At 71.8% G+C, this 24,621-nt stretch carries 26 protein-coding genes; 8 read left to right on the top strand and 18 right to left on the bottom strand.

Annotated features, from left to right (window positions below; genetic code table 11):
• From DVK06_RS00920 to DVK06_RS00910, 3 genes are all read left to right on the top strand, one after another.
• A complete protein-coding gene (locus tag DVK06_RS00920) occupies positions 1 to 999 on the top strand; it encodes an isocitrate/isopropylmalate family dehydrogenase (protein ID WP_121598976.1) in 999 nt (332 codons plus the stop codon).
• A gap of 93 nt (positions 1,000 to 1,092) precedes the next feature.
• Positions 1,093 to 1,467: a DUF555 domain-containing protein gene (locus DVK06_RS00915; RefSeq protein WP_121598975.1), complete on the top strand. Its 375-nt coding sequence runs from the start codon at positions 1,093 to 1,095 to the stop codon at positions 1,465 to 1,467.
• 62 nt (positions 1,468 to 1,529) lie between these two features.
• The gene (locus tag DVK06_RS00910) at positions 1,530 to 2,069 is read left to right on the top strand and encodes a CBS domain-containing protein (RefSeq protein WP_121598974.1); all 540 of its coding nucleotides are present in this window, start codon (positions 1,530 to 1,532) and stop codon (positions 2,067 to 2,069) included.
• A gap of 47 nt (positions 2,070 to 2,116) precedes the next feature.
• Here DVK06_RS00910 and DVK06_RS00905 read toward each other — a convergent pair whose 3' ends face one another.
• The 4 genes from DVK06_RS00905 to DVK06_RS00890 all read right to left on the bottom strand — a co-directional run bounded on the left by DVK06_RS00905 (position 2,117) and on the right by DVK06_RS00890 (position 5,966).
• Positions 2,117 to 2,296 carry a hypothetical protein gene (locus tag DVK06_RS00905; protein WP_053772160.1) on the bottom strand — a complete coding sequence of 60 codons (180 nt, stop codon included), beginning with the start codon at positions 2,294 to 2,296 and terminating at the stop codon, positions 2,117 to 2,119.
• 105 nt (positions 2,297 to 2,401) lie between these two features.
• Positions 2,402 to 3,442, bottom strand: coding sequence for a phosphoribosylformylglycinamidine cyclo-ligase (gene purM, locus DVK06_RS00900; protein ID WP_121598973.1), 1,041 nt, complete (start codon positions 3,440 to 3,442; stop codon positions 2,402 to 2,404).
• Positions 3,443 to 3,516: 74 nt separating this feature from the next.
• Positions 3,517 to 4,191, bottom strand: a complete 675-nt coding sequence (locus DVK06_RS00895; RefSeq protein WP_121598972.1) for a metalloprotease — start codon at positions 4,189 to 4,191, stop codon at positions 3,517 to 3,519.
• Positions 4,188 to 5,966 (bottom strand): TraB/GumN family protein, encoded by a 1,779-nt coding sequence (locus tag DVK06_RS00890; RefSeq protein ID WP_121598971.1) that lies wholly within the window; start codon positions 5,964 to 5,966, stop codon positions 4,188 to 4,190. The genes DVK06_RS00895 and DVK06_RS00890 overlap by 4 nt, the downstream gene beginning before the upstream one ends.
• Before the next feature lie 123 nt (positions 5,967 to 6,089).
• Here DVK06_RS00890 and DVK06_RS00885 point away from each other — a divergent pair, with 123 nt between their 5' ends.
• The 3 genes from DVK06_RS00885 (at position 6,090) to DVK06_RS00875 (ending at position 7,855) form a co-directional block, all read left to right on the top strand.
• Positions 6,090 to 6,791, top strand: a complete 702-nt coding sequence (locus DVK06_RS00885) for a winged helix-turn-helix domain-containing protein (protein WP_121598970.1) — start codon at positions 6,090 to 6,092, stop codon at positions 6,789 to 6,791.
• A 47-nt stretch (positions 6,792 to 6,838) separates the two neighbouring features.
• Positions 6,839 to 7,294 carry a bifunctional nuclease family protein gene (locus DVK06_RS00880; protein ID WP_121598969.1) on the top strand — a complete coding sequence of 152 codons (456 nt, stop codon included), beginning with the start codon at positions 6,839 to 6,841 and terminating at the stop codon, positions 7,292 to 7,294.
• 78 nt (positions 7,295 to 7,372) lie between these two features.
• Positions 7,373 to 7,855 (top strand): acyl-CoA thioesterase, encoded by a 483-nt coding sequence (locus DVK06_RS00875; protein WP_121598968.1) that lies wholly within the window; start codon positions 7,373 to 7,375, stop codon positions 7,853 to 7,855.
• Between the two features lie 18 nt (positions 7,856 to 7,873).
• On the opposite strand, the gene DVK06_RS00870 is transcribed toward DVK06_RS00875, so the two are convergent.
• The 14 genes from DVK06_RS00870 to glpA all read right to left on the bottom strand — a co-directional run bounded on the left by DVK06_RS00870 (position 7,874) and on the right by glpA (position 21,505).
• Positions 7,874 to 8,347, bottom strand: coding sequence for a DUF123 domain-containing protein (locus DVK06_RS00870; RefSeq protein ID WP_121598967.1), 474 nt, complete (start codon positions 8,345 to 8,347; stop codon positions 7,874 to 7,876).
• Between the two features lie 37 nt (positions 8,348 to 8,384).
• Complete coding sequence (locus DVK06_RS00865) at positions 8,385 to 8,828, bottom strand: DUF393 domain-containing protein (protein WP_121598966.1); 444 nt, start codon at positions 8,826 to 8,828, stop codon at positions 8,385 to 8,387.
• 78 nt (positions 8,829 to 8,906) lie between these two features.
• Positions 8,907 to 9,191: a hypothetical protein gene (locus DVK06_RS00860; RefSeq protein ID WP_121562133.1), complete on the bottom strand. Its 285-nt coding sequence runs from the start codon at positions 9,189 to 9,191 to the stop codon at positions 8,907 to 8,909.
• 85 nt (positions 9,192 to 9,276) lie between these two features.
• Positions 9,277 to 10,350, bottom strand: a complete 1,074-nt coding sequence (locus tag DVK06_RS00855) for a metal ABC transporter permease (protein WP_121598965.1) — start codon at positions 10,348 to 10,350, stop codon at positions 9,277 to 9,279.
• Entirely contained in the window at positions 10,350 to 11,090 is a 741-nt protein-coding gene (locus DVK06_RS00850) for a metal ABC transporter ATP-binding protein (RefSeq protein WP_121598964.1), read from the bottom strand. Before DVK06_RS00850 ends, DVK06_RS00855 begins: the two co-directional genes overlap by 1 nt.
• 100 nt (positions 11,091 to 11,190) lie before the next feature.
• Positions 11,191 to 12,249, bottom strand: a complete 1,059-nt coding sequence (locus DVK06_RS00845; protein ID WP_121598963.1) for a metal ABC transporter solute-binding protein, Zn/Mn family — start codon at positions 12,247 to 12,249, stop codon at positions 11,191 to 11,193.
• Between the two features lie 127 nt (positions 12,250 to 12,376).
• Positions 12,377 to 12,862, bottom strand: a complete 486-nt coding sequence (locus DVK06_RS00840) for a YbaK/EbsC family protein (protein WP_121598962.1) — start codon at positions 12,860 to 12,862, stop codon at positions 12,377 to 12,379.
• Positions 12,863 to 12,935: 73 nt separating this feature from the next.
• Positions 12,936 to 13,661, bottom strand: a complete 726-nt coding sequence (locus DVK06_RS00835; RefSeq protein WP_053772146.1) for a ribosome assembly factor SBDS — start codon at positions 13,659 to 13,661, stop codon at positions 12,936 to 12,938.
• 116 nt (positions 13,662 to 13,777) lie between these two features.
• Positions 13,778 to 13,978: a hypothetical protein gene (locus tag DVK06_RS00830; RefSeq protein WP_053772145.1), complete on the bottom strand. Its 201-nt coding sequence runs from the start codon at positions 13,976 to 13,978 to the stop codon at positions 13,778 to 13,780.
• Positions 13,979 to 14,082: 104 nt separating this feature from the next.
• Positions 14,083 to 15,489, bottom strand: coding sequence for a CRTAC1 family protein (locus DVK06_RS00825; RefSeq protein ID WP_121598961.1), 1,407 nt, complete (start codon positions 15,487 to 15,489; stop codon positions 14,083 to 14,085).
• Positions 15,490 to 15,570: 81 nt separating this feature from the next.
• Positions 15,571 to 16,581 carry a hypothetical protein gene (locus DVK06_RS00820; protein ID WP_121598960.1) on the bottom strand — a complete coding sequence of 337 codons (1,011 nt, stop codon included), beginning with the start codon at positions 16,579 to 16,581 and terminating at the stop codon, positions 15,571 to 15,573.
• A 147-nt stretch (positions 16,582 to 16,728) separates the two neighbouring features.
• Positions 16,729 to 18,297, bottom strand: coding sequence for an anaerobic glycerol-3-phosphate dehydrogenase subunit C (locus tag DVK06_RS00815; protein ID WP_121598959.1), 1,569 nt, complete (start codon positions 18,295 to 18,297; stop codon positions 16,729 to 16,731).
• Positions 18,294 to 19,673: a glycerol-3-phosphate dehydrogenase subunit GlpB gene (gene glpB / locus DVK06_RS00810; protein ID WP_121598958.1), complete on the bottom strand. Its 1,380-nt coding sequence runs from the start codon at positions 19,671 to 19,673 to the stop codon at positions 18,294 to 18,296. Before glpB ends, DVK06_RS00815 begins: the two co-directional genes overlap by 4 nt.
• Entirely contained in the window at positions 19,673 to 21,505 is a 1,833-nt protein-coding gene (glpA, locus tag DVK06_RS00805) for an anaerobic glycerol-3-phosphate dehydrogenase subunit GlpA (RefSeq protein ID WP_121598957.1), read from the bottom strand. The genes glpB and glpA overlap by 1 nt, the downstream gene beginning before the upstream one ends.
• Positions 21,506 to 21,876: 371 nt before the next feature.
• Between glpA and glpK the strand changes: the two genes are divergently transcribed.
• On the top strand, positions 21,877 to 23,415 hold the full coding sequence (gene glpK, locus DVK06_RS00800; protein ID WP_121598956.1) for a glycerol kinase GlpK: 1,539 nt from the start codon (positions 21,877 to 21,879) through the stop codon (positions 23,413 to 23,415).
• Positions 23,416 to 24,582, top strand: coding sequence for a hypothetical protein (locus tag DVK06_RS00795; protein WP_077152306.1), 1,167 nt, complete (start codon positions 23,416 to 23,418; stop codon positions 24,580 to 24,582).
• Positions 24,583 to 24,621: the final 39 nt, after the last annotated feature.

The raw sequence follows: 24,621 nt of genomic DNA, 5'->3' as shown, positions 1-24,621 counted from the left end.
ATGCCCGACGAGATAGTCGTCATCGAGGGCGACGGCATCGGCCGCGAGGTCGTGCCGGCCGCCGTCGAGGTGCTGGAGTCGCTCGACGTCGAGTTCGAGTTCGTCGCCGCCGACGCGGGCGACGCGACGAAGGCGGCGACCGGCGAGGCGCTCCCCGCCGAGACGTACGACCGCGTCGCCGGCGCGGACGCGACGCTGTTCGGCGCGGCCGGCGAGACGGCCGCCGACGTCATCCTCCCGCTGCGCGAGGCGGTCGACTCGTTCGTCAACGTCCGGCCCGCGAAGGCGTTCCCGGGCGTCGACGCCCTCCGCCCGGAGACGGACGTGGTGTTCCTCCGCGAGAACACCGAGGGCGTGTACTCGGGCCACGAGGACCGGCTCTCCGACGACCTCTCGACGCTGACGCGGGTCGTCACCTCGTCGGCGTCCCGGGAGCTGGCCGAGTACGCCTGCGAGTTCGTCCGCGACGGGCGCGGCCCCGCGGGCGACCCCGACGAGGGGTTCACGGTCGCGCACAAGGCGAACGTGATGCGCGAGACCGACGGCCGGTTCCGCGAGGAGGTGCTTGACGTGGCCGCCGAGCGCGGCGTCGACGCGGACGAGGAGCTGATGGACGCGTTCGCGACGAAGCTCCCGCTCGACCCGAGCGGGTACGGCGTGGTCGTCTGTCCGAACCTCGCGGGCGACGTGCTCTCCGACTTGGCCGCGGGCCTCGTCGGCGGGCTGGGCCTGCTCCCCTCGGCGAACGTCGGCCACGACAACGCGCTGTTCGAGCCGGTCCACGGGACCGCGCCCGACATCGCCGGCGAGGGGGTCGCGAACCCCACGGCGGCGATCCTCTCGGCGGCCATGCTCATGGAGTACCTCGGGCACGTCGAGGAGGGCCGGCGGGTGCGCGACGCGGTGGAGGGCGTCCTCTCCGACGGGCCTCGAACCGGCGACCTCGGCGGGTCGGCGACGACGGACGAGGTCACCGCGGCGGTCGTCGACCGCCTGTAAGGCGCGTTTCGCCGCCGATCAGTCCGGCTTCAGCGCTCGCGCCGCCGCGGGCGAACCACAAGACAAGAAACCCTGCGGCCCATCCGGCCGGATATGAGCAACTACGAAGTCGCGATGGAAGCCGCCTGGTTGGTCCGTGACGTCGAGGAGACCGACGACGCCATCGGCGTCGCGGTCAGCGAGGCCGGTAAGCGACTCAACGAGACGGACAAGCAGTACGTCGAGGTCGAGCCCGGCGTCACCGGCTGTCCGGCCTGCGGCGAGCCGTTCGACGCCGCGTTCCTCGCGGCCAACACGGCCCTCGTGGGACTCCTCTTGGAGATCGACATCTTCAACGCCGACAGCGAGGAGCACGCCGAGCGGATCGCGAAAAGCGAGGTCGGCGGCGCGCTCCGCGACGTGCCACTCGAAGTCATCGACGTCTTCGAGACGGAGGCGGACGAGGACGAGGAGGCGCCGGAGCGGTAGGCGCGAGCGCGAGATCGGTCGGTGCCGAAAGCTTTTCTAATAACCTCGGGTAATTTGCGGGTATGGAACTGCCGACGCCCCAAGACCTCCGCGAGCGCCGAACCGCGCTGGAGCTGACCCAGAGCGAGCTCGCCGACACCGCGGACGTCTCCCAGCCCCTCATCGCGCGGATCGAAGGCGGCGACGTCGACCCGCGGCTCTCGACGCTGCGCCGGATCGTCAACGCCCTCCAGGAGGCGGAAGGCGAGGTCGTCCGCGCGGCCGACCTGATGAACGAGACGGTGATCAGCGTCGCGCCGGACGACGCGGTGAGCGGGGCGGTCGAGCTGATGGAGGCGGAGGCGTACTCGCAGCTCCCCGTCCTCCAGAACGGCGTGCCCGTCGGGTCGATCAGCCAGGGCGACGTCGTCCACGCCGGCGAGAACGTCGGCGACCACCCCGTCAGCGAAGTGATGAGCGAGTCGTTCCCGACGGTCGCGCCGTCGGCGACCGTCGACGAGGTCCGGAACCTCCTCGACCACTACAAGGCCGTGATGGTCACCGACGGCGGCGAGACCGTCGGGATCATCACCGAGGCCGACATCGCCGCGCAGCTGTCGTAAGGCCCCGACCCGCGGCCGCGTTCACGACTCCAGACGCGGGGCCGCGCTCACTCCTCCCGGCGCTCGGAGAGCCGCTCCCAGATCTCCGTACAGCCCGCGCCGTCTTCCACGTCGTCGAGGTGTCCCCGGTCCGGTTCCTCCTCGTCGCCGTCGCGCTCGTCGTCCCGTCGGGAGCCGCCGCTTCCGTCTCCTCCCGTCTCGTCGTCCGCGGCGCCCCCGTCGGTCATCGTCATGAACTACGCCGACGGCGGTGATAAGGCGTCATTCGGCGGCACGCGACGCCGCCGCTCCGGGGCGGCCGCAACGCTCGCCGGTACCTCGGACGCGACCGTTCAGAGCTCCAGCCCGCGGATCGCGACCGTCGCGTCGCCGTCCGGGGCGTCGACTCCGGCCTCGACGCGGCCGATCACGCGGCCGTCCGTCTCCGCCGCCAGCGACTCCGCCGCGTCCGGCTCGACGGCGGCGACGAAGCCGGTCCCCATGTTGAACGTGCGGTGCATCTCCTCGTCGGAGACGTTTCCCTCGCGCCGAACGAACTCGAAGACGGGTTGGGGGTCGAACGCGTCCTCGACGACGTAGCGGCGGTCGCCGAGGCGTTCGAGGTTCGTCCAGCCGCCGCCGGTCACGTGGGCCGCGCCGCGCACCCCGTGGGCGCGCATCGGGTCGAGGAGGTCGGTGTAGACGGCGGTCGGTTCGAGCAGCGCCTCGCCCAGCGTCTCGTAGCCGTCGAACGGGCAGGGGTCGGCGTACTCGTGGTCGCGCGTCACGGCTTCTCGGGCGAGCGTGAGCCCGTTCGAGTGGATCCCCGACGAGCGCCAGCCGACCAGGGCGTCGCCCGGCTCCGCTCGCCCGTCGAACACGCCGTCCTTCGCGGCGAGGCCGGCGCAGGTGCCCGCCAGGTCGAGCCCGCTGACCACCTCCGGCATCACGGCCGTCTCGCCGCCGACGAGTTCGATGTCGGCGAGGTCGGCGCCGCGGGCGAGCCCCTCGCCGACCTGCTCGGCGAAGCGCTCGTCAGGCTCGTCGACCGCGAGGTAGTCGACGAACGCGACGGGGCGGACGCCGGCCGCGACGAGGTCGTTGACGTTCATCGCGACGCAGTCGATGCCGACCGTCGAGTAGTCGCCGAGCGCCTCCGCGACGAGCAGCTTGGTCCCGACGCCGTCGGTCGCGAGCGCGAGGTAGCGGTCGCCGATGTCGAGCAGGCCGGCGTACTCGCTCCCGGAGCCCTCCGCCTCGGTGTCCGCGCCGACCGCGCCGATCAGCGCCGCGGTCGCGGCCTCGCTCGCGTCGATGTCGACGCCCGCGTCCGCGTAGGTGAGTTCGTCGTCGGCGTCCGGTCCCCCGTCGTCGCTCCCGTCGCCCTCGGTCATGTCTGTGGGGGCACGCCCGCGGAGCAAAAACGCACCGTTCCGCTGGGCCCGTCGCGGGCCGGCCGCGTCGCCCGTCAGAACGGCCCGCCGAACCCGAGGCCGAGGACGAAGACGAGCCCGAACGCGAGCAGCGCGGAGGGGACGAAGACGGCGGCCCACACCGGCTTGCTCCACGACAGCACCGTTTTCCCGTCGAGCGGGCCGTACGGGACGAGGTTGAACGCCGCGAGGAACGCGTTGATCGCGATGCCGCGCGCGCCGAGGACCGTGACGGTCTCGCTCCCGACGATCCCGCCGAGCGCGAACAGCGGGAAGAAGACGGCCATGAGCCCGAGGTTCACGACCGGCCCGGCCAGCGCGATGTGGCCGTGCTCGCGGGGCGTCAGCCGGCCGCGGTGGTGGACGGCGCCCGGCGCGGCGAAGATGAACCCGAGGAGCGAGCTCATCACGGCGAGGAACAGCATGCTGTTGTCCGCGCGGAACTCCGCGACCTGGTCGTAGTGGACGGCGACGACCTTGTGCGCGACCTCGTGGAGGAGGAAGGCGACCCCGGCCGTCGAGAGGGCGACGAACAGCGGCGGGACCACGCCCGCCGCGAGGATGCGACCGATCCCGCCCGAGCCGCCGACGAAGAACAGCGTGAACGCCACGCCGAGGGCGAGCCACGCGACGAGCAGGTCGCGGAGTTCGGTCCCGCTGAAGTACAGGCCGGCGATCCGGCGCCCGGAGACCGCGCTCCCGCCGCTCATGCGATCCCCCCCACGGCGCCGCGGACGAGGTCCGCGCCGTTTATCGCCCCTTCGACGAGCAGCCGGCCGACGTCTTCGACGCCGCCGACCTCGGCGCCGAACATCGCCGGGATGACGTACGCCGCGAACAGGAAGCTGGCGACGATGCTCCCGACGTTCGTCATCGCGACGACGACGATGAGCCGGAACAGCGGCACGTCGAGCATCGCGGAGACCAGCTCGGCGGCCGACCGCGTCTCGTCGGCGAGCAGGTCGTTGAGCGCGCCGATGTCGGCGACGTTGACCGTCAGGCTGCGCAGCTCGACGTAGCCGGTGAACCAGCCGGGCGCGAGCAGCGGATTGATCGAGGTCAGCCACGCGACCGCGCCGCCGACGCCGGCCGAGAGCCAGCGCGCGCCCGCGACCTTCGCGAACGCGAACGCGAAGACGCCGTTGATCAGGAACCACGCGCCGAACAGGCGGAGCAGGAAGGCGTTCCCGGCCCCGCCCAGCGCGAGCAGGAGGAAGAAGCCGACGAAGCCGACGGTGATCGCGTAGCCGATCGCCTTCTTCCACGGGAGCCCGCGCCCGGAATCCTGGCCGACCAGACTTTCCATCGGCGGGAGCGTCGCGGGATCGGCGAGGTAGCCCTCGATCCCCGCCCGGTGGCCGGCGCCGACGACGGCCACCACGTCGTGGCCGGCCTCGCGGAGCGCAACGAGCCGGTGGGCGATGAACGCGTCGCGCTCGTCGATGAGCGCCTCCGCGCCGCCCGGGGAGAACTGCCGGAACTCCTCCATCATCATCGTCACCACGTCCGTGTCGGTGAGGTCGGCCTCGTCGAGCTCCTCGATCCCCCCGGCCTCGGGGTCGACCTCGCCGCCGGCGAACGCGCCGACCGCGAGCGCGAGGACGGCCCCGACGACGAGCCCGAGGCCGATCCCGATCCCGAAGCCGCCGATGGCGGCCACGGGGAACCCGCCGAGGTACGTCGAGACGAGGCCGTTCGCGACGCCGGTGACCCCGGCCGCGACGCCGGCGGCCAGCCCGGTGCCGGCCGCGGCGTAGAGCCGCTGGTCCGGCGAGAGCGCGAGCGTACCGACCTGATCGACGGCGATGCCGACGACGAGCGCGACGAGGACGCCCGCGGCGACGCTCGTCAGCACCCCGGTCGTGATCCCGACGGCGCCGCCGAAGAGCCCGATCGCCGGGCCCGCGAGGATCCCGACCATGAGCCCGCCGATCACCCCGGCGACGCGGGGGTCGCTGACGCCGAACGCCAGCCCGCCCACGAGCCGGAGCTTCTCCGGTATCGTCATGCGCGCCCAGAACCGTTGGATCGTCGTCTGGATGTCGCGGTCGACCAAGGCGACGTCGATGCCGAGCGACTCGGCGACGTCGACGGCGGCCTTCATGTCTGCGCCCGGCTCGATGTCGAACCGCTCGCCCAGCTGCGTCTGGACGTACGAGAGCATCCAGTACGCCAGGAACTGGAACACGGTGTTCCCTTTGAGCAGGTCGCCGGCGTCGAGGTCGTCCGGGGTCTCGCCGTTGAGCTGCCGGTAGCGCCCCTCGTCGAGTTCGACGGCGACGACGTCGGGCCGCTCCCGCTCTATCGTCTCCTCGACCTCGTCGACGGAGCGCTCCGACACGTGCGCGGTCCCGACGACCGTGACGCTCCCCTCGCCGCCGGAGCGCGCGCGTCGCGTCGCCCCCTCCACGTCGCCGCCGTCGGCCCGCGGGGACCGGTCGGTCGACGGGGGCGCGTCGCCGCTCCCCCGTGACGTCTCTGTCATCACCCGTCGTACTCGGTCGCCGCGTTTAGGGTTTGTGAGTCGATCGCGGGATCCGCCCCGCGAGCGCCGACTCGTCCCCGACGATCCAACAAGTTTGTATCCTCACGCGCCCCATGAGAGCGTATGTCTCGGCTGTTGCCCTCCCTGCCGGACGCGACTCCCGAGGAGCGCGAACCCCGGGTCGTCGGCGTCGACGACGACGAGGCCGACGACCTCATCGCCGCTCTCGGCTCCGAGACGGCGCGGGCCATCCTCTCGACGCTCCACGACCGCCCGGCGACGAAGTCGGAGATCGCCGACGAGGTCGACACCTCGCTCCAGAACGTCCAGTACCACCTCTCGCGGCTCGACGAGGCCGACCTCGTCGACGTGGTCGACACCGCCTACTCGGAGAAGGGCCGCGAGATGGACGTGTACGCCGCCGCGGACGAGCCGCTCGTGCTGTTCGCGGGGGGGTCCGAGGAGTCGACCGGGATCAAGACCGCGCTCATGCGCCTGCTCGGCGGCTACGGGGTCATCGGGCTCGCGGCGGTCGCGGTCCAGCGCCTGCTCGCGGTCGGGTCGCTCGGCGGCTCCACCGCCCGCTCCGGCGGCGGCGACGTGGGAACCGCCACCGCGGACGGCGGCGACGGCGGCGGTCCGACGGTCGAGAGCGTCCCGGACCAGAACACCGCCGCGGAGGGGGCCGACGGCGCGGTCGAGCTCGTCGGCGACCCGGTCGCGCAGTACGCCGTCTCGCTCGTCGAGCCGGGGGCCGTGTTCTTCCTCGGGGCCGCGCTCGTGTTCACGCTCGCGTGGGCGTACTGGTACCGCGCGTCGAACTGAGGCCGCGCGTGGGACAGCTATTCAAGCCGCCGCCACCACGTTCCCGTATGGAACACGAAGCCGAGGTCGTCGGGGTCGGTGCGGGCTCGGCGCCGAGCGGCGACGTCCCGGCGGTGATCCTCTCGGCGCGCGGCGAGTACATCCCGATATTCGTCAGCGGCGACCAGGCGCGGTCGATCGGAATGGCGCTGGAGGGCGAACCGTTCGACCGACCGCTCACGCACGACCTCCTCGTGGACATCCTCACTGAGTTCGGCGGCGCGATCGACCGCGTCCGCGTCGACGACCTCCGCGACGGCACCTTCTACGCGAAGGTCGACGCCGAGCGCTACGACGACGGCGAGCCGGAGCGGTTCGTCTTCGACGCCCGCCCGTCGGACGCGCTCGCGCTGGCGGTCCGCGTCGACTGTCCGATCGTCGTCACCGACGAGGTGATAGACGAGGCCGGTCGGCCGCCGGACTCGATCCGGTTCGACGACGACGGACCCTCCGAGGAGCGGTAGCGTACTCGCGCCGCGTCCGCCGGCCGCCGCCCGTGCCGGAAGCCGGCCGTTCAAGTCGCCGGCCCTCCCACGACTGGCATGGACGAGACGGCCACGCTCGCCTCTTCGCACACCGAGATGACGGAGATGCTGCTCCCGAACGACACGAACAACCTCGGCCGTGCGCTCGGGGGCGCCGTGTTGCACTGGATGGACATCTGCGGCGCCATCGCCGGCATGCGCTTCGCGAACCGGCAGGTGGTCACCGCCTCGATGGACCACGTCGACTTCATCGCGCCCATCGAGATGGGCGAGGTCGCCATCGTCGAGGGGTACGTGTTCAACACCGGCCGGACGAGCGTCGACGTGAAGGTCGACGTGCGCGCCGAGAATCCCCGCACGGACGAGACGCGACGGACGACGACCTCATACTTCACGTTCGTCGCGCTCGACGACGACGGGCGCCCCACGCCGGTCCCAGACCTGTACTGTCCCACCGAAGACGAGGCGGCCCTCCGCGACGACGCCATGGAGGGGCGCGAGGAGCAGCTCCGGCAGGTGGTCGACCGGTACGACCTCTGAGGGGAGCCGCCCGGCGCCTCACTCCGCGGAGCCGTCGACCACGTCGACGGTCGCGTCCGGGTCCCCGGACGACGCGACCGCGGCCTCGTGCGCCGTCAGCGCGCGCTCCGCGAGGGCGCCGAGCGCCTCGGGGCCGGCCAGGTGAGCCCCGCAGCCGCAGTCGGAGGCGCCGAACCCGTCGATCGGCCCGGGCGGCAGGCGCTCGGCGACCGCGCACTCGACGTCGACGCCGACGCTCCGCACGACGCGGTCGATCCGCGCCGCCGGGTGACTGAGAAGGTAGTCGACGTGCCAGTGTTGGGTCTCGCTGTCGCCGCGCGCGGTCCGGCGGTGCCTGTCGACCCGCGAGAACCCGCCAGGGCCCAGCGCGCTCCCCGTGTAGGCGTACGCGCCCGCCGGGAGCCGGTGGTCGCCGAGCGCCCCCGCCGTCACCGTCGCGTCCGCAGCGAGGCCGACGACGAGCGTGTAGCTGCCGCCGGTCGCGTCGCTCATCGGTCGCTCCCCGTCGCGGCCGCTGTCGGTGCCCCGGTCACGACAGCGCGGCCGGCGCCTCCGAGGCGGCCGTCCGGAGCGATCCCACCAGGTCGCCCGCCTCCTCGTCGAGGCGGTAGGTGTCGTGGAAGTCGTCCGGGTCGCGGGCGCGCCCAGACAGGGTCCCGACCACGTCGGCGATGCGGTCGTAGTTGTCGCGGACCAGCCCGCCGACGATCCCGGGGGTGCCCGCGCGGTCGGCCAGCTCCTCCGCGGCCGAGCGGCCGGCGTACACGCGGCGCTCTGCGGGGTCGACGAGCACCATCGCGAACGGCCGGGAGCCGAACTGCGCGTCGAGGAACGGCCCGACTGGGTCGGCCTCCCACGGGACCGCGACCACGCCGTCGAGCCGGCGCAGCGCGACCGCCGCGACCGAGCAGTACGGGCAGTCGCCGTCGAAGATCAACACCGGCGCGTCCGCGCCGGCCAGGTCGGTAGACATACGAAAACGTAGGGACTCGACCGGCTTAAGCGGCCGGTCGGGCGAACTCGTTCGGGCGCCGAGCGGCGCCGACTCCGCTCAGTGCGAGTGGCCGAGCGCGTCTTCGAGCGACTGCCCGAAGCGCTCCTCGAACAGCTCCGCGGCGGTCTCCTCCATCTCCGCGATGTCCTCGGGCACGTCGCCCTCGCTGTGGTGGACGATGACGTGCGCCTGCTGGGCCATCGCCTGGACGACCACGTCGGAGACGACGGCGGTCGAGGGCTCGCCCTGCTCGCTGAGCACGTCGACGAGGCCGGCGGGCAGTTCGAACGACTCTTCGTCACCGTCGGGGCCGGTGACCGTGTAGGTCTCGGTGTCTCCCATGGACGTGCCTGGCGGCCGGGACATAAGGGTCTGTGGAAACCGGACGCGAACCCGCTCACGCGACGGGAACGTCGGCCGCTCGCCGTCAGCCGTGCGCCGACACGGGCGTTCCGGAGGTCCCGGCGACGAGGACGCTCGCGAGGTACACCGCGATGGCCGTGACGACGATCGACCCCCCGGAGGGGAGCCCGAAGCCGATCGAGACCGCGAAGCCGCCGAGCACCGACAGCTGTCCGAAGATCACGCCGAGGTACATCGTCTCGCGGAAGCTCCGCGCGACCTGCGAGGCGGCCGCGACGGGGACGACCAGCATCGCGGCGACGAGGATGACGCCGAGCACCTGCATCGCGCCGACGACGACGACCGCGGTCAGCACCACCAGCAGGGTGTTGTAGCCGGTGACGTTCAGCTGGGCGACCCGCGCGGCCTGCTCGTCGAAGGTGATGAAGAGGAGCTGTTTGTACGCCAGCGCCACGCCCGCGACGACCGCGAGCGAGAGCGCGCCCATCAGGCGCGCGCCCTCCGGCGTGACGACCGCGAGGTTCCCGAACAGGTACCCCTGAATGTTGACGCCCGTGAGCCCGTCGCCGTAGCTGATGATCAGCGTGCCGACCGCGAAGCTCCCGCTGAGCATGATCGCGATGGGCACGTCGCCGTAGGCGTCGGTGCGCTCCGTGAGCCACTGGACCGCGAGCGCGCCGAGGACGCCGACCGCGAGCGCGACGAGCAGCAGCGACCCGTTCCACCCGGTCGAGGAGGTGACGAGGATGCCGACCGCGACGCCCGCGAACGCGGTGTGCGCGAGCGTCTCGCCGATCAGCGCCATCTCGCGGTGGACGAGGAACGACCCGACGAGCGGGGCGACGATCCCGACGAGCACCCCCACCGCCATCGACTGCCACATGACCGGGTGCCGGAACACGTTGGTGCCGAGCGCGGCGTCCATCCCCCGACCGACCGAGCGGAACGCGGCGTACAGCTCGCTCGCGACCGGGAGGTCCTGCGCCCAGTAGAGCAGGAGGAACCCGAGCATCCCGACCGCGACGACGGCCGTGATCCCGACGCCCGCGAGCTCGGCGGTCCGGCGTCGGCCCCGACCGCGGGAGGCCGCGTCGCGCGCGGAGCTCTCGCCGTCCGCCGCCGCGGACTCTCCGCTCATCAGTGGTGGTGGTGGACGACCTGTCCGGTCGTGCCGTACGCCTCGGCGAGGGCGTCGCTCTCGACGAACGACTCGGTGTCACCGTGGTGGTACAGCTCGGTGTTGACGCAGGCGATGCGGTTCGCGCGGTCGGTGACGACGCCGATGTCGTGCTCGATGAGGATGATCGTTATCCCGTCGCCGTTGAGCTCGTCGAGGAGCGCGTAGAAGGCGTCGCGCGACTCGGCGTCGACGCCGACGGTCGGCTCGTCGAGCGCGAGCAGGTCCGCGTCGCTCGCCAGGGCGCGAGCGATGTACGCCCGCTGCTTCTGGCCGCCGGACAGCTCCGAGACGAGCCGGTCCGTCAGGTCATCGATGCCGACCGTCTCGATGGCGTCCGCGACGGCGGCGCGGTCGGCCGCGGAGAGCCGCCCCCGCCCGGCGTGCGCGAACCGGCCCATGGTGACGCACTCGCGGACGGTGACCGGCATCGCGCCGCCCCGGCTGGTCGCCTTCTGAGAGACGTAGCCGATCCGGCCGCCGTCGTCGAACTCCTCGACGGGGCGACCGAACAGCTCGACCGACCCCGCGTCGGGCTCGTGGAGCCCGAGCATGAGGTGGAGGAGCGTGGTCTTCCCGGAGCCGTTCGGCCCGACGAGCCCGAGGAACTCCCCCTCTTCGACGGTGAGAGAGACGTCTCTCACGGCGACGGTGTCGCCGTAGGCGAACGTCACGCCGTCGAGGTCGACGATTGCGCTCACTGCGTGTGCCGGACCTGGGTCGGCCGCACGTTTATCTCTTTTACTCCGCCGCCGGCGCCGTCGGCGGGCCGCGCCGCGGGCGGAGCGAGCGGCGACCGGGTCACTGCGCGCCGAACGCCCGCTCGAAGGCGGGGACGTTGATCTCGGTCATCTGGTCGACGTACCCGTAGCCGGCGTCGTTCCACTCCCGCGTCGTCCCCCCGGCGGGCGTGACGGGGACCGCCTCCGTCGCGTCGCTGTTCTCCACGATCGACTCGGCGAGCCGGGGCGACTGGAAGCGGTCGTACAGCACGACCTCGATCCCCTCGCTGTCGACGATGTCGATCGTGTCGGCGATCTCGGACTGCGTCGGCTCGTTCTGCGGCGAGACCCCGACCGGCGAGTGGAGCCGGAAGCCGTAGCGCGCCTCCAGGTACTGGAAGGAGTTGTGGCCCGCCAACACCGCCACGTCGCGCTCGGCGCGCTCGGCGATCGACTCGAACGCGTCGTCGATCGCGCCGAGTTCCTCGGCGTACGCCTCGGCGTTGGCGGCGTACGCCTCGGCGTGCTCCGGGTCCGCCTCGCCGAGCCCCGCGGCGATCGTCTCGACCATCTCGGCCGCGAGGACCGGGTCGACCCAGACGTGCGGGTCGTGCCGGGTCTCGCCGCCGTGGTCGTGGCCCTCGTGGTCGTCGCCCTCGTGGTCGTCGCCCTCGTGGGTGCCGCCTTCCCCGTCGTGGTCCTCGCCGTCGTGATTGCCGCCCTCTCCGCCGTGGCTGTGGTCCCATTCGAGCAGATCGCCCTCCAGTCCGTCGAGCACGTCGACCACGGCGACGGAGTCGTAGTCGCTCTCCAGCGTCGCCGCGAGGTCCTGCGCCCACGAGAACTCCGGGCTGTCGAGGTAGACGAAGGCGTCCGTCGCGGCGACCTCGGCGGCGAGCGTTCCGTCCGGCGTCCACCCGTGGCCGAGCTGACCCACGTCGACCGGGTCCTCGAAGCTCGCGTGCTCGCCCGCGACCTCGTTGGCCCAGTCGTTGAGGGTGAAGAAGGCGGCGTAGCCCGAGTCGAACCCCTCGGAGCCGCCGGTTCCCCCGCCCGAGCATCCCGCCAGCGACGCCGCCGAGCCCGCGACCGCGAGCCCGGCGCCGCGCCGCAGCACCGACCGCCGTGAGTGAGTCATACCGATCCGTATCGCAGATTAATAGAAAAAGGTTATTATTTCACAAGACATAGTTAATAACTCAGTCGCCGAGAGCGCGCTCGCTTAACAACGCGCCGGCGGCTCCGCGCGCCGGGAACGTCGCTACTCACTCCGTGAGGTCGACGACGGTCGCGTCCGCGAGGTCGGCGAGCGCGTCCGGACCGATCGCGAACACAGCGCTGGGCGTCCCGGCGGCGGCGTAGACGGTGTCGTACTCGGCCAACGTCGGGTCGAAGACGGTCGGGAGCGCGGCGTCGTGCCCGATGGGCGGGACGCCGCCGATGCTCCACCCGACGACCTCGCGGACCCGCTCCGGGTCGCCCATCTCGGCGGCGTCGGCCTCGAAGAAGTCGGCGACCGCGTCGAGGTCCAGTCGGTTCGCGCCGCTCGTGATCGCCGCGACGAGCGCCCCCTCTCGGTCGCCGCCGACGAGGGAGACGACGATGGTCGACGCGACGGCGCCCGTCTCGCAGCCGACGGCGTCGGCCGCGGCGGCCGCCGTCTCCGTGCCCGCGTCGAACTCCAGCACGTCGACGTCGACGCCGTGCCGCTCCGCCGCCCGTTCCTCGAACTCCGCCGCGCGTGGATGCATGCGATCCGAGCCGCGGCCCGCCCGTATCAACCCCGCGGAGGCGGTGAAGTTACGTCGCGGGCCGGCGGTCCGGTCAGCGGGTCCGCAGCTCGTCTTTGTCCTTGATCACGCGGGCGTCGCCCTCGCCCGATGTGACCTCGTTGACGAGGTCGTAGAGGTCGTTCTGGAGGCCGGCCGGGAAGGTGAGCACGCCGACCCACGATCCGTCGTTCTGCCACTCCTCGCGTTCGAGGTCGCCGAACTCGCGGATCTGCGCCTGGCCGGACCCGGCGTAGTCGGCCGGGAGCTGGACCGCCATCGTCACCTCCTCGAACCGGATCGGGATCACCGGCCGCAGCGCGTCGAGCGCGTCGTCGACCTGGTTCTCTACGGGCTCCATCGGGTCGATCTGGAACCCGGCCTCCTCCAGGGCGCGCTCGATCCGCTCGGGCGGGTGCGGGGAGTCGTCCATCTGCGGGTTCACGGCGTTGCGCGTGATGGTGGTCACCAGCTGGTTGTGCTTGCGCTCCTGCATCTCCGCGCGCTGCTCGGCGGTGATCTGGATCTCGCCGCGCTCGACGACCTCCGGGATGATCTCCAGCGGATCCGTGGTGCCGAAGACGGTCTCCAAGTCCTCCTCGGCCGGGCGGTCGCCCCGCGAGGCGTTCTCGAAGACGTCCTCCGCGGCGATGACCTCCTCTAAGTCGTCGTCGAACTCGCCGCGCTTGATCGCGAGGGCGGCGTCGGGGTCGATCAGGACCTCGAACCGCTCCCCGTGTGACTCCAGTCGGGCCGTCACGGCCTCGTCGAGCGATATCATACCGAACGCTACCACCCCCGCGGGGAAAAAGCCTCCCGCCGTCGCCGACCGCCGCGCCGCGTCGTCGCGTCCGCCCTCCGGTCACCGCCCCGGTCGTCGCGTCGTCGCTCCCCCGACTACCCGCCCGCGGAGGGCCGCTCGTCGTCCCAGTCCGCGCGGCACGACGCCGAACAGAAGTGTCGGTGGACGGCGTCGCCGCCGTCGACCCACGTGACCGTTCGGTGTCCGGTCCCCAGCGCCGGCTCGCCGCACGTCGCGCAGGTCGGCGCGGACTCCTCGTCGACGTCCTCCTCGAGCTCCGAGGTCGGATCCACCATACCTCCCCGTACGCCCGGGGACACTTGAACCCGCGAAGGGCGGCAGTTCTGGCCACGGCGGCCGCCGCCGCCCCGGCGGTCCCTCGCTCGGGGCCGCGCGATCGCTACCGCCGCGTCCGGGCGTCGCGGTCCGTCGCCCTGCGAGACGGGTGCCTGACCGTTATCTCTCGGTCGGCGCTCGGGCCGACGACGGTCCGCTCGCGCCCGTCCGGCCACCGCACGTCGACGCGCAGCGGCTCCGCGCCGCCGAGCCCGAAGTGCGCGACCGGCTCCGTCTGACAGAGGCAGCCGCCCCCGGCGTCGACCGTCCGCCGCTGGACGCCCTCGGTCGTCTCCAGGGTGGCGACGGCGCCGCGCGCGGGGGCGCCGTGTCGCGTCGTCGGGCGCACGCGCAGCCACCCGGCGTCGGGCGCCTCGGGGACGCCGTAGGCGGTCACGGGCTGGGCGGCGACCTCGCCGTGGACGACGAGCAGTTCCAGCGCGCCGTCGCCGTCGATGTCGGCCGCCACCGCGCCGGTGCCGAACCCGTCCGGCTCCGCGGCGGCCCCGAGGTCCGCAGGCTCCCACCGGGGCGGCCCGCCGGACCGGTCCACGCGCTCGAACAGCCGGTTCTCCGCGCCGCAGACGTTGAAGAAGAGCTCCTCGCGGCCGTCGTTGTCGAAGTCCGCGGCGACGACCGTCCGGACGGGGCCCACGTCGCGGAGGGCGTCGGGGGCCACGTCGTCGTAGCCGCCGTCGGGCGAACAGCGGAGCAGCCGGCTCGGCGCCGACTCGTTGCCGACCGCGAGCGCGAACGTCCCGCCCTCGTCGACGACCGCCGCGCCCCGCGTGTCGCCGCCGGGGTCCGAGAGGTCGGGCCCGCCGTCCGTCCGGTCGTAGTGCCCGTCCCGGTTGCTGAACAGCCGGTTCGGTCCCCCCTCGACCCCCGCGAAGAGGTCGCCCTCGCGCGAGCGGTACGGGACCGCGAGCAGCGACCGGCAGCCCCCGTCGACCTCCAGGCCGACCGCCTCGGCCATGTCGGTCACCTCGCCGTCGTCGCCGAGTTCGTAGAACGCGAGCGGGGCGGCGTACCCGGAGACGGCGACCCCGTAGCGACCGGTCCCCAGCCGGTCGAGCGCCGCGACGGACCGCCCGGCGCGCACGTCGATGCGGTCGGCGTTCACCTCGCGCGCGAACACGTCCGTCCAGCGGTACCTGTCGGCCTCCAGGCGACTCAAGAGCAGGTCGGGGTCGCCGCCGTCGACGCCGCGCGCGCAGTTGTGGACGTACACCTCCTCGCACCCGTCGGCGTCGAGGTCGGACGCGCACACCCCCATCCCGTGGCGGGTCCCGTCGGCGACGATGCCGCAGGCGGTGTCGGAAAAGCGGCCGCCCTCGCGGGCGTACAGCCGGTTCGGCTCGCCGTAGCCGGCCACGAAGACGAGCGGCCCGTCGCGGCCGGGCGTCACCGCGACGCCGTACCCGCGCATCGGGCGCCCGTCGTCGACGAGCGCGGACCGCTCCGTGAACATGGCCGCCCGTCACCGCTCCGAGAATATGAACGCACGGGTTGGATACGACCGGTCGCCGGCGGGAGGAAATCCTCGATCGCCCTACAGGTTCCGCTCGATGTACCGGTTTATCCGCGAGACGCAGTCCGCGTCGAACGTCCAGAGGCCGCGCCAGACGCGCGGCTCCGTCTCGACCGCGAGCAGCCCGACGCCCCCCTCGACCCCTCGAACGAGGTCGCTTTCCGGATCGCTCCGCGCGGGGTGCGGTCCCTCCGGGGGCCGGTACACCACGAACCAGCTGTCGGTGAAGTCGGGGTCGTTCCCGGCGTGGATCACCGCGGCGAGGTCCTGCGGGAGTTCGTCGGGCACGCCGTAGAGGTGCGTGTCGACGCCGGTGTCGGCGACGCGCTCGTACACGTCCCGCGTGCCGACCTCGTCGTCGATGCGCGAGAGCCGCTGGAACGACGACCGGAGGGTCCCGTCGCCCGCGGTCCAGGCGACCCGCTCGATGAACCGCGAGATGGTGATGAGCAGCAGCTTCTGTCTGTTCGACTCGGGGTACCCGCGGAGCGTGAACGTCGCGTCGTCGAGGCCGCTTATCACCGAGGGAAGCTCCACGTCGGCGAGCGACCGGCTGCCGGTGATGTACAGGTCGGAGTTGACGAACAGCACGGCGTCGCCGAGCTCGCCGAGCGTCGAGCCGGCGACCACCTCGTCGCCCTCCATGAGCAGCACGAGGTTCTCGATGTCGGAGGGGTCGCCGCCGTCGAACGGCACGTCCTCGTGGCGGCGGAGCACCTCGACGTCGAGCGACGGGACGGCGTCGCCCTCCCCGTCGACGACGGCGTTCGTCGCCAGTTCTCGCGCCGTGAGACCGCCCGTCCGATCGAGCCGCGGGGCTCCGGCGCCGTCGGTCAGCCGGTCGTCGTCCCCGGCGCCGCCCGCGTCGGGGTCGTCCGGACCTTCGACCACACGGCCCTCCACGACCCGCACTGCGTCGTCGCCGAACGTGTCCACGAGCATGTTCAAGATGGGATCCGGGTCGGTTCGGTTGACGACGACCACGGACCGCTCGGGACCGTCGAAGCGATCGAGAAACTGTTCGAGCGTCACGTACCCCCTCTGAGGGGGTTCCGCATAAGGATTCCCACGGGGTTATCGGCGCTGAGAACGCGCGCGCCGGCGACGAGACGCGGCGCGAGCGCGGTCCGCGGAGGCGCCGTCTCGGCGGCGTTTACCCCCGGTCATGGACGGCCCCGCCTACGCGCCGAGCGCGTCCTCGAGCAGCTGCAGGGGGTGCTCGATCTCGTAGCCGGTGCCGTGCTCCATCTGCATCGCGCAGGTCGGACACTCCGTCATGCCGACCTCGCCCTCGGCGTCCTCCATGTGCTCGAACATCTCCGCGCCGATCTCCATCGACTTCTCGTACTTCTCTTCCTTCCAGCCGTACGTCCCGGAGATCCCCGAACAGGAGTCGCCCACGTCCTCCATCCGAACGCCGTCGACGTCGCGGAACGTCTCTACTGCCTGCCGGGAGAGCCCCTGATTGCGGGCGTGACACGGCGCGTGGTACGCGAACGCGCGCTCGTCGTCGAGCCCGCCGGCCGCGTCGAGTTCGCCTTCCAGGTCCTCGTGGATCCGGAGGTACTCCAGCGCCTCGAAGGTGTGCTCGGCGAGGTCCTCGATCCCGTGGAGGTCGAACAGCTCCGGGTACTCCTGGCGCAGCGACAATGAACAGGAGGTACACGAGGCGATCACGTCCGCGCCCTCGCCGATGGCCGCGACGAGGTTCTCGACGTTCGTCTCGGCGTGGCGTCGGGCGTCCTTCAGCATCCCGTTCGCGAACATCGGCGTGCCCGAGCACTTCTGTGGCGGCACCATGACCTCGTAGCCGAAGTGCTCGTAGACGCGGACCATCGCCTTCCCGACCTCGGGGGTGTTGTAGTTGGAGTAGCAGCCGTGGAAGTAGGCCACCCGCTTGTCGGGGTTCTCCACCTGCGCGCCGCCGCGCGCCTTCCACCACTCGCGGAACGTCTCCGTGGCGAACTCGGGGAAGTCGCGCTCCTTGGGAATTCCCAGCACCTTCTCCATCGCCCACCGGGCGGGCCCGAAGTTCATCGCGAACGACGCCGTCCGCGGGAACATGCTCGCGAGGCTCGCCGACGTGCGGTAGTTGGCCAGGATCCGGTTCCGCACGTACTCCACCGAGAGCTTCTCCATCTGTCGCTCGACGAACTGCCCGCGCGCCTCGTTGTGCATCTGCGAGAGCGGCACTCCGGAGGGACAGGCGTCGTCGCAGCGCATGCAGTTCGAACAGGAGGTGATCGACTCGTCGATGTCGTGGTCGTCCTTCCGCTTGAGCCGCCACTGCTCCGGGCCCTGGAACTTCGGCCCGGGGAACTCGTCGTCGACCTCCGCGACCGGGCAGGAGGTGTCGCAGCTCGTGCACTTGTAACAGGAGTCGGCCCCCTCGCGGAGGTCGAGGTCGCCGCCGGGGAACACGTCGACCGGGTCGTACGCGTCCGGGTCGAGCTCGGTCGAGTCGCTGCCGCCCGACGCGCTCTCGACGCCGCCGTCGGTGGCGGCGCGCTCCGCGGCGCCGGCCGCGTCCGCGGCCGCCCCCGCGCCGTCGTCCGCGACCTCCCCCTCGTCAGGGACGAATACCGACGGCTGCTCGTCGCGGCCCGCCTCGGGGACGCCCGGGCTCGGCTCCCCACAGCCGCAGTCCCCGCACCCGTCGCGACCGCGCCCCCCGTCGCGTCCGCCGCTCGGTTCGGTCGTCCCGTTCGCGTCCCCCCCGTCGCCGTCGTCCGCCGTGTCTCGTGTCATTGGGTCGCCTCCGTCGCCGCCTGCCGCCCGGCCGCGAGGCCGGTCGCGAGCGACACCCCGCTCGCGGACTTCTCCCGCGCCGCGTCCGCGCCGCCGACGACGCCGCCGGCCGCGAACACGTTCTCGTACTGCGCCTCCCCGTCGGCGCCCGTGGGCCGACACCGCTCGTCGGGCCGGACGCCGAACCGCGCGTACGGCTGGTCGCCGAACGCGTCGTCGACGAACCACTCGTACCGGTCGTCGGGCTGTGCGACGTGGAGGTCGAAGACGGGCTCGCGGACGCCCTCGCGGTCGGAGTCGAGCCCCTTCCCGACGAGCCCGCCCGTCGCCAGCACGAACGCGTCCGCGCCGTACGGCGCCGTCCGGCCCTTCCGGTCGACCGCGACCGCCTCGACCCGCCCGTCGCTCGCGGACTCGACGCCGACGACTGGGTTGCCGGTCTCGAACCGCACGCCCTCGGCGTCGAGCGCGTCGAACAGGCGGTCCTCCAAGCGGAGTCCGGGGAGGCTGGGCGGCCCCATCGGGACCTCGAACACGTCGGCGCCGAGCCGGTCGGCGAGCTCCGCGCGCACCTCGTCGCCCCGGTCGTCGCCGAGGAACGCCGGGAAGCCGACGCGCTCGACGCGGTCCACGCCGCCGTCCGCGTCGACCACGTCGTGGAGGTGCGGCGCGACCGCCTTCGCCAGCGCCTCGCGGGCCGGGACGCCGTCGATGTCCTCGTCGTGGTCGAGCGCCTTCGCGAGCCGGGTGATCTTCGCGTCGGCGCGGAACGCCTCCGCGAACTCGACCTCCGCGCCGGCCGCGTCGAACGGGACGCCCGCCGCCTCCAAGCGCCCGGCGAAGGCGCGCGCGTCGTACTCGGTCAGCGACCGGAACCCGACGATCAGCATCGGCCGCTCGTCGCTCGCGAGCCCGGCCTCGGCCGCGGCCGGGTACCGCGCGGTCGGCTTCACCGCGCCGCCGAACGTCGGGACGAGCGCGTTGCGGTCGGTGTGGCCCCCGCGGTACGCGTCGCCCGCGAGGTCGTCGAACAGGGCGAGCCCGTCGCGGAGCGCGTCCGCGCCGACGACCCGGTACGGGTGCGACTCCGGCAGCCGCTCGATCCCCTCGAACGGGTCGGCGAGCGGCCCCTCCGGGTCCGGCCACTCGTCGCGGTCGAGCTCGCGGCCCGCGGTCGGCGGCCCGTCGCGGAGCGGCTTCGCCGGCTCGGTCGCCGGGACGTAGCCGAGCGCGTCGATCAGCCCGGAGGCCTGCCGCAGCGTGCTCGCCTTGTGGGAGACGAGCCGCACGTCCGCGCCCTCGCGGGCGGCCGACACCGCCGCCGTGACCGCGGCGAGCCCGCCGCCGATCACGAGCACGTCGCTGTTGATCGCCATCAGCGACCTCCGTCGGTGGCCGCGTCGTCGCTCGCGCGGCCGCCATCGGTCGCCGCGTCGTCATCTGCGCGGCCGCCATCGGTCGCCGCGTCGTCGCTCGCGCGGCCACCGTCCGCCGCGGCGGTTCCGGTCTCCCCGTCGGAATCGCCCGGGCTCGGCGCCCCCGCGCCCGCGTCGAACGCGCCGAAGTCGACCTCCTCGTCGAGGTTCGCGGGATCGCCGTCGCGGTTCATCGTGGTCGCGTGGAGCATGTGGTTCAACATCGCCTGCGAGAGCTGCTCGCCCCACAGCGCGTGGCGCTGGCCCTTCCAGCGCTCCTGGTACAGCTCGTCCTCGGCGTCCCGCACGACCGGCTCGGGGTACTCCTCGGCGAGCTCCGCGGCGATCCGGTGGGTACAGAAGCCGCCCTGGCAGTTCCCCATCGAGGCGCGGGTGCGGAGGCGGACCGCGTTGAGGTCGGAGCCGGCCTCGCCGATCGCGTCCCGGACCTCCGCGCGGGTGACGCTCTCGCAGTTACAGACGATCGGGTTCGGGTCGTACTCGTCGAGCACGTCGTCGGCCCGGGAGCCGAGCCGCTGGCCCGAGCGGCGCGCGACCGGCGAGCGCAGGCCGAACTCGTCCATCAGCTCCTCCATGCGGGCCTCGCTCTCCGAGCCCGGGAGCGGCGCGTCGGCGGTGTCGCAGGTCGCCTCGTGGCCGAGCGTCTCGCACACGTGGTCGGAGATGGACTCGGCCATCATCCGGTAGGTGGTGAGCTTCCCGCCGACGATGGTCGTCATGCCGGGGAGGTCGTCGCGGTCGCCGTGGTCCAAGAGGAAGTAGTCGCGCGTGATGTCGGTCGGGTCCTCGGTGCCCGTTCCCGGAGGCTCGTAGAGCGGGCGAACGCCCCAGAAGGAGCGGAGCGTCCGCGCGTCCCTGAGCTCCGGCACCAGCTCCGAGAGCGTCTCGATCATCAGGTCGACCTCCCACTCCTCCTCGGGGTAGTCCTCCGGATCGTCCACCTCCTCGTCGGTCGTGCCGAGGATACAGGCGGTCTCGTGGGGGACGATGATGTCGGCGTCGCCCTTCGGCCGGCAGCGGTTGATCACGGTGTCGACCTGCCGGGTGTTCATCACGGTCATCACGCCCTTCGAGGGGCGGACCTCCACGTCGACGCCGGCCATCTCGCCGACGTTGCCCGCCCACGCGCCCGTGGCGTTAACGACGTGGCGCGCGCGGATCTCCTCGGTCGTCCCCGGCTCGCGGTGGACGCGCTTGCCCGGCCCGGTCTCGTGTTCGATCTCGACGCCGACGACTTCCCCGTCTTCGACGAGCACGTCCGTCACCGGGGCGTGGGTCTCGATCCGCGCGCCGTGCTCGCGGGCGTCCGCGGCGTTCGACACGCACAGCCGGAAGGGGTCGACCGCGCCGTCCGGCAGGGCGATCGCCTTCTCCACGTCGCGCGCGAGGTACGGCTCGCGGCGCCGCGCCTCCTCTCCGTCGATCACCTCGACCGGGATGTCACACGCCTTACACCCCTCCAGCTTCTCCTGGAAGTACTCCTCGGAGTCCTCGGGCCGCTTGACGAACATCCCGCCCGTCTCCTCGACGCAGTGGGCCGCGATGTCGCGGAGGACCCTGTTCTCCTCGATACACTCCTTCGCGCTCTTCTGGTCGGAGACCGCGTACCGGCCCCCGCTGTGAAGGAGTCCGTGCATCCGTCCGGTCGTGCCGTGCGTCAGGTTCCCCTTCTCGACGAGGACTGTGTCGAGTCCGCGCCGCGCCAGGTCCCTGACGACGCCGCACCCCGTCGAGCCCCCACCGACGACCACGACGTCCACTTGTGTGTCCATGCGAGGCCCTTGGACCACGTCCACTTTACTTTACCTCCCGGTGGGCCCTAACAGTAACTATCAGGGTCATTCAAGTACCGTAGTCGCTGACGCAGTCGACGGATTTATGTGTTGAACTTTTTCACTCGCGTCGGAACCGGGATTCCAACAGGAAGATTATTATGGTAGTACATTATGTTCACGATCGGCGTGGTAGCTTCCGTGAAGATATGCCGCGGCGCGTCTCGCGACCGTCTCGGGTCGGCTCCGGACGGGCCTGACCGATCGGTCGCGCGCCGCGGCGGCGGACGCGGGCCCGAACTCTCCCTCGACGGCGAGGGAGAGCGGGTCATCGCCGCGCACGGACCAGCGCCACAGGAGGGATCCACAACATGACACAGTACGTCGGTGCGATAGACCAGGGGACGACCGGAACTCGATTCATGGTGTTCGACCACGAGGGCCAGGTCGTCGCGAACGCCTACGAACAGCACGAACAGATCTACCCGAACCCGGGCTGGGTCGAACACGACCCGATAGAGATCTGGGAGAACACCCAGCAGGTCGTCCTCGACGGCCTCGCGGACGCGGGCCTCGACGCCGACCAGCTCGACGCCATCGGCATCACCAACCAGCGCGAGACGACGATTGTCTGGGACAAGGACTCCGGGAAGCCGGTCCACAACGCCCTCGTCTGGCAGGACCGCCGGACGACCGACCGCGTCGAGGAGCTCCAAGAGGCGGACAAGGTCGAGGAGATCCGCGAGAAGACCGGCCTCGAGGCCGACGCGTACTTCTCCGCGACGAAGACGGAGTGGATCCTCGACAACGCCGAGCCGCTGAAGATGCAGAGCTCGCGCGGCGGCGACCTGCGCGACCGCGCCCGCGCCGGCGAACTCGTGATGGGCACCATCGACTCGTGGCTCATCTACAACCTGACGGGCAACCACATCACTGACGTCACCAACGCCTCCCGGACGATGCTGTACAACATCCGGGACCTGGAGTGGGACGACGAGCTGCTCGACGAGTTCGGCGTGCCGAAGGAGATGGTGCCCGAGGTGCGGCCGTCCTCCGACGAGGACTACTACGGCCACACCGACCCGGACGGCTTCCTCGGCGAGGAGGTCCCGGTCGCGGGGGCGCTGGGCGACCAGCAGGCCGCGTTGTTCGGGCAGACCTGCTTCGACGAGGGCGACGCGAAGAACACCTACGGCACCGGCTCGTTCTACCTGATGAACACCGGCACCGACGCCGTCGAGTCCGACCACGGGCTGCTGACGACGATCGGGTTCCAGATGTCCGGCGAGCCCGTCCAGTACGCGCTCGAAGGGTCCATCTTCATCACCGGCGCCGCCATCGAGTGGCTCGAGGACGTCGACCTGATCAACAACGCGGCCCAGACCGCGGAGCTGGCACGGTCGGTCGACTCGACCGACGGCGTCTACATGGTCCCGGCGTTCACGGGGCTCGGCGCCCCGCACTGGGACGGTCGCGCTCGCGGCACCATCGTCGGAATGACGCGCGGGACGAGCAAGGAGCACATCGTGCGGGCGACGCTCGAATCGATCGCCTACCAGACCCGCGACATCGCCGAGGCCATGGAGGCCGACTCCGGCGTGGAGACGACGAGCCTCCGCGTCGACGGCGGCGCGGTCAAGAACAACTTCCTCTGTCAGCTCCAGTCCGACATCATCCAGACGGAGATCGCGCGACCGGAGGTCGACGAGACCACCGCGCTCGGCTCGGCGTACGCCGCCGGGCTCGCGGTCGGCTACTGGGACACCGTCGACGAGCTCCGCGACAACTGGCAGATCGACCGCGAGTTCACCCCGGAGAAGTCGCAGGACGAGGTCGACAAGCTGTACAGCCGCTGGGACGACGCGGTCGAACGCTCGAAGAACTGGGCGATAGACGAGGAGGACGAGTAGATGGGCGTCGAACTGCTCCCGGAGTTGGCCGTCGCGGCCGACACCGTGCTACAGGTCGGCTACGAGCCGGGCGCGCCGACCGACGTGATCGAGAGCCTCACCGACCCGACCATCCTGCTCGGCGCGCTCGCCGGCGGGGCGTTCGGCGCGGCGCTGGGCGCGCTGCCGGCGTTCATCTTCACCGGGTTCCTCGTCATCGGCGGCTCGCTCGGGGGTGGCGGATTCGGCGTCGACGTCGGTTTCGGCCCGGTGTTCGGCCCGCACATCTCGTTCGCGGGCGGCGCCGCCGCGGCCGCGTACGCGGCCGACAAGGGCTACATGGAGTCCGGGTTCGACTACCACAACGCGAAGGACATCGGCTTCGCGCTGGGGAGTAAGCCGGACGTCCTCGCCGTGGGGGCCGTCTTCGGCGTCTTCGGCGTCCTCATCGAACAGATCTCCCGACAGCTCGCGCTCCCGGTCGACCCGATCCCGGTGAGCATCGTCATCAGCGCGCTCGTGGTCCGCGCCGTCTTCGGCTACAGCATCGTCGGCAAGGTCAGCGACAAGGCCGACGGCTACTTCGACATGGGGCCGTTCGAGCGCGAGGAGATGCGCGAGCCCGGCGAGGTCAAAGGCGACGGCGGGAAGGCCAGCGAGGACCGCCTCGCCGTCGAGCCGTGGCTGCCGAACATGTACAAGTGGTCGCACGTCGCCGCGATCGGCTTCTTCACCGGACTCGGCGCGGGCGTTATCACGTACAACATGATCAGCGGCGGGCACGGCCTCATCGCCGTGTTCGCCGGCTTCGGGATCAGCGCGGCGTCGCTGCTGTTCCTGAACCTCGGCGTCGACCGCATCCCGGTCACCCACCACATGACGCTCGCGGGGGCGACCGCGTTCCTCGCGACGTGGCAGGAGGGAATCCTGATGCTCACGGACCTGTCGGCCGGAGACCTGACCGCGCCCCTGGCGTTCGGCGCCGCGCCCGCGCTGCTCTTCGGCGCCCTGTTCGGCGTGTTCGCGGCGCTCGCCGGCGAGGCGTCACAGCGGGTGTTCTACGCGCACGGCGACACCCACCTCGACCCGCCGGCGGCCGCCATCGTCGTCTGGACGCTGACGATCGGCCTGCTGGTCATCGCGGGGCTGCTCAACTGGGGCGTCTGGATCCCCGGCACGGGAATCTAACGCGACCTCACACCCGGCAGCACTTTTTAACATGGAACC

It is taken from the genome of Halorubrum sp. Atlit-28R (genome assembly GCF_003665955.1).
Lineage (GTDB): Archaea > Halobacteriota > Halobacteria > Halobacteriales > Haloferacaceae > Halorubrum > Halorubrum tropicale.
The sequence above is the reverse complement of the archived record's forward strand: the minus strand, read 5'-3'. Positions and strand labels throughout refer to the sequence as shown.

Excerpts from the sequence above, each read along its gene's own strand:
- DVK06_RS00920 (WP_121598976.1), top strand. The coding sequence starts at position 1 with ATGCCCGACGAGATAGTCGTCATCGAGGGCGACGGCATCGGCCGCGAG.
- DVK06_RS00915 (WP_121598975.1), top strand. The coding sequence starts at position 1,093 with ATGAGCAACTACGAAGTCGCGATGGAAGCCGCCTGGTTGGTCCGTGAC.
- DVK06_RS00910 (WP_121598974.1), top strand. The coding sequence starts at position 1,530 with ATGGAACTGCCGACGCCCCAAGACCTCCGCGAGCGCCGAACCGCGCTG.
- DVK06_RS00905 (WP_053772160.1), bottom strand. The coding sequence starts at position 2,296 with ATGACCGACGGGGGCGCCGCGGACGACGAGACGGGAGGAGACGGAAGC.
- purM (WP_121598973.1), bottom strand. The coding sequence starts at position 3,442 with ATGACCGAGGGCGACGGGAGCGACGACGGGGGACCGGACGCCGACGAC.
- DVK06_RS00895 (WP_121598972.1), bottom strand. The coding sequence starts at position 4,191 with ATGAGCGGCGGGAGCGCGGTCTCCGGGCGCCGGATCGCCGGCCTGTAC.
- DVK06_RS00890 (WP_121598971.1), bottom strand. The coding sequence starts at position 5,966 with ATGACAGAGACGTCACGGGGGAGCGGCGACGCGCCCCCGTCGACCGAC.
- DVK06_RS00885 (WP_121598970.1), top strand. The coding sequence starts at position 6,090 with ATGTCTCGGCTGTTGCCCTCCCTGCCGGACGCGACTCCCGAGGAGCGC.
- DVK06_RS00880 (WP_121598969.1), top strand. The coding sequence starts at position 6,839 with ATGGAACACGAAGCCGAGGTCGTCGGGGTCGGTGCGGGCTCGGCGCCG.
- DVK06_RS00875 (WP_121598968.1), top strand. The coding sequence starts at position 7,373 with ATGGACGAGACGGCCACGCTCGCCTCTTCGCACACCGAGATGACGGAG.
- DVK06_RS00870 (WP_121598967.1), bottom strand. The coding sequence starts at position 8,347 with ATGAGCGACGCGACCGGCGGCAGCTACACGCTCGTCGTCGGCCTCGCT.
- DVK06_RS00865 (WP_121598966.1), bottom strand. The coding sequence starts at position 8,828 with ATGTCTACCGACCTGGCCGGCGCGGACGCGCCGGTGTTGATCTTCGAC.
- DVK06_RS00860 (WP_121562133.1), bottom strand. The coding sequence starts at position 9,191 with ATGGGAGACACCGAGACCTACACGGTCACCGGCCCCGACGGTGACGAA.
- DVK06_RS00855 (WP_121598965.1), bottom strand. The coding sequence starts at position 10,350 with ATGAGCGGAGAGTCCGCGGCGGCGGACGGCGAGAGCTCCGCGCGCGAC.
- DVK06_RS00845 (WP_121598963.1), bottom strand. The coding sequence starts at position 12,249 with ATGACTCACTCACGGCGGTCGGTGCTGCGGCGCGGCGCCGGGCTCGCG.
- DVK06_RS00840 (WP_121598962.1), bottom strand. The coding sequence starts at position 12,862 with ATGCATCCACGCGCGGCGGAGTTCGAGGAACGGGCGGCGGAGCGGCAC.
- DVK06_RS00835 (WP_053772146.1), bottom strand. The coding sequence starts at position 13,661 with ATGATATCGCTCGACGAGGCCGTGACGGCCCGACTGGAGTCACACGGG.
- DVK06_RS00830 (WP_053772145.1), bottom strand. The coding sequence starts at position 13,978 with ATGGTGGATCCGACCTCGGAGCTCGAGGAGGACGTCGACGAGGAGTCC.
- DVK06_RS00825 (WP_121598961.1), bottom strand. The coding sequence starts at position 15,489 with ATGTTCACGGAGCGGTCCGCGCTCGTCGACGACGGGCGCCCGATGCGC.
- DVK06_RS00815 (WP_121598959.1), bottom strand. The coding sequence starts at position 18,297 with ATGACACGAGACACGGCGGACGACGGCGACGGGGGGGACGCGAACGGG.
- glpB (WP_121598958.1), bottom strand. The coding sequence starts at position 19,673 with ATGGCGATCAACAGCGACGTGCTCGTGATCGGCGGCGGGCTCGCCGCG.
- glpA (WP_121598957.1), bottom strand. The coding sequence starts at position 21,505 with ATGGACACACAAGTGGACGTCGTGGTCGTCGGTGGGGGCTCGACGGGG.
- glpK (WP_121598956.1), top strand. The coding sequence starts at position 21,877 with ATGACACAGTACGTCGGTGCGATAGACCAGGGGACGACCGGAACTCGA.
- DVK06_RS00795 (WP_077152306.1), top strand. The coding sequence starts at position 23,416 with ATGGGCGTCGAACTGCTCCCGGAGTTGGCCGTCGCGGCCGACACCGTG.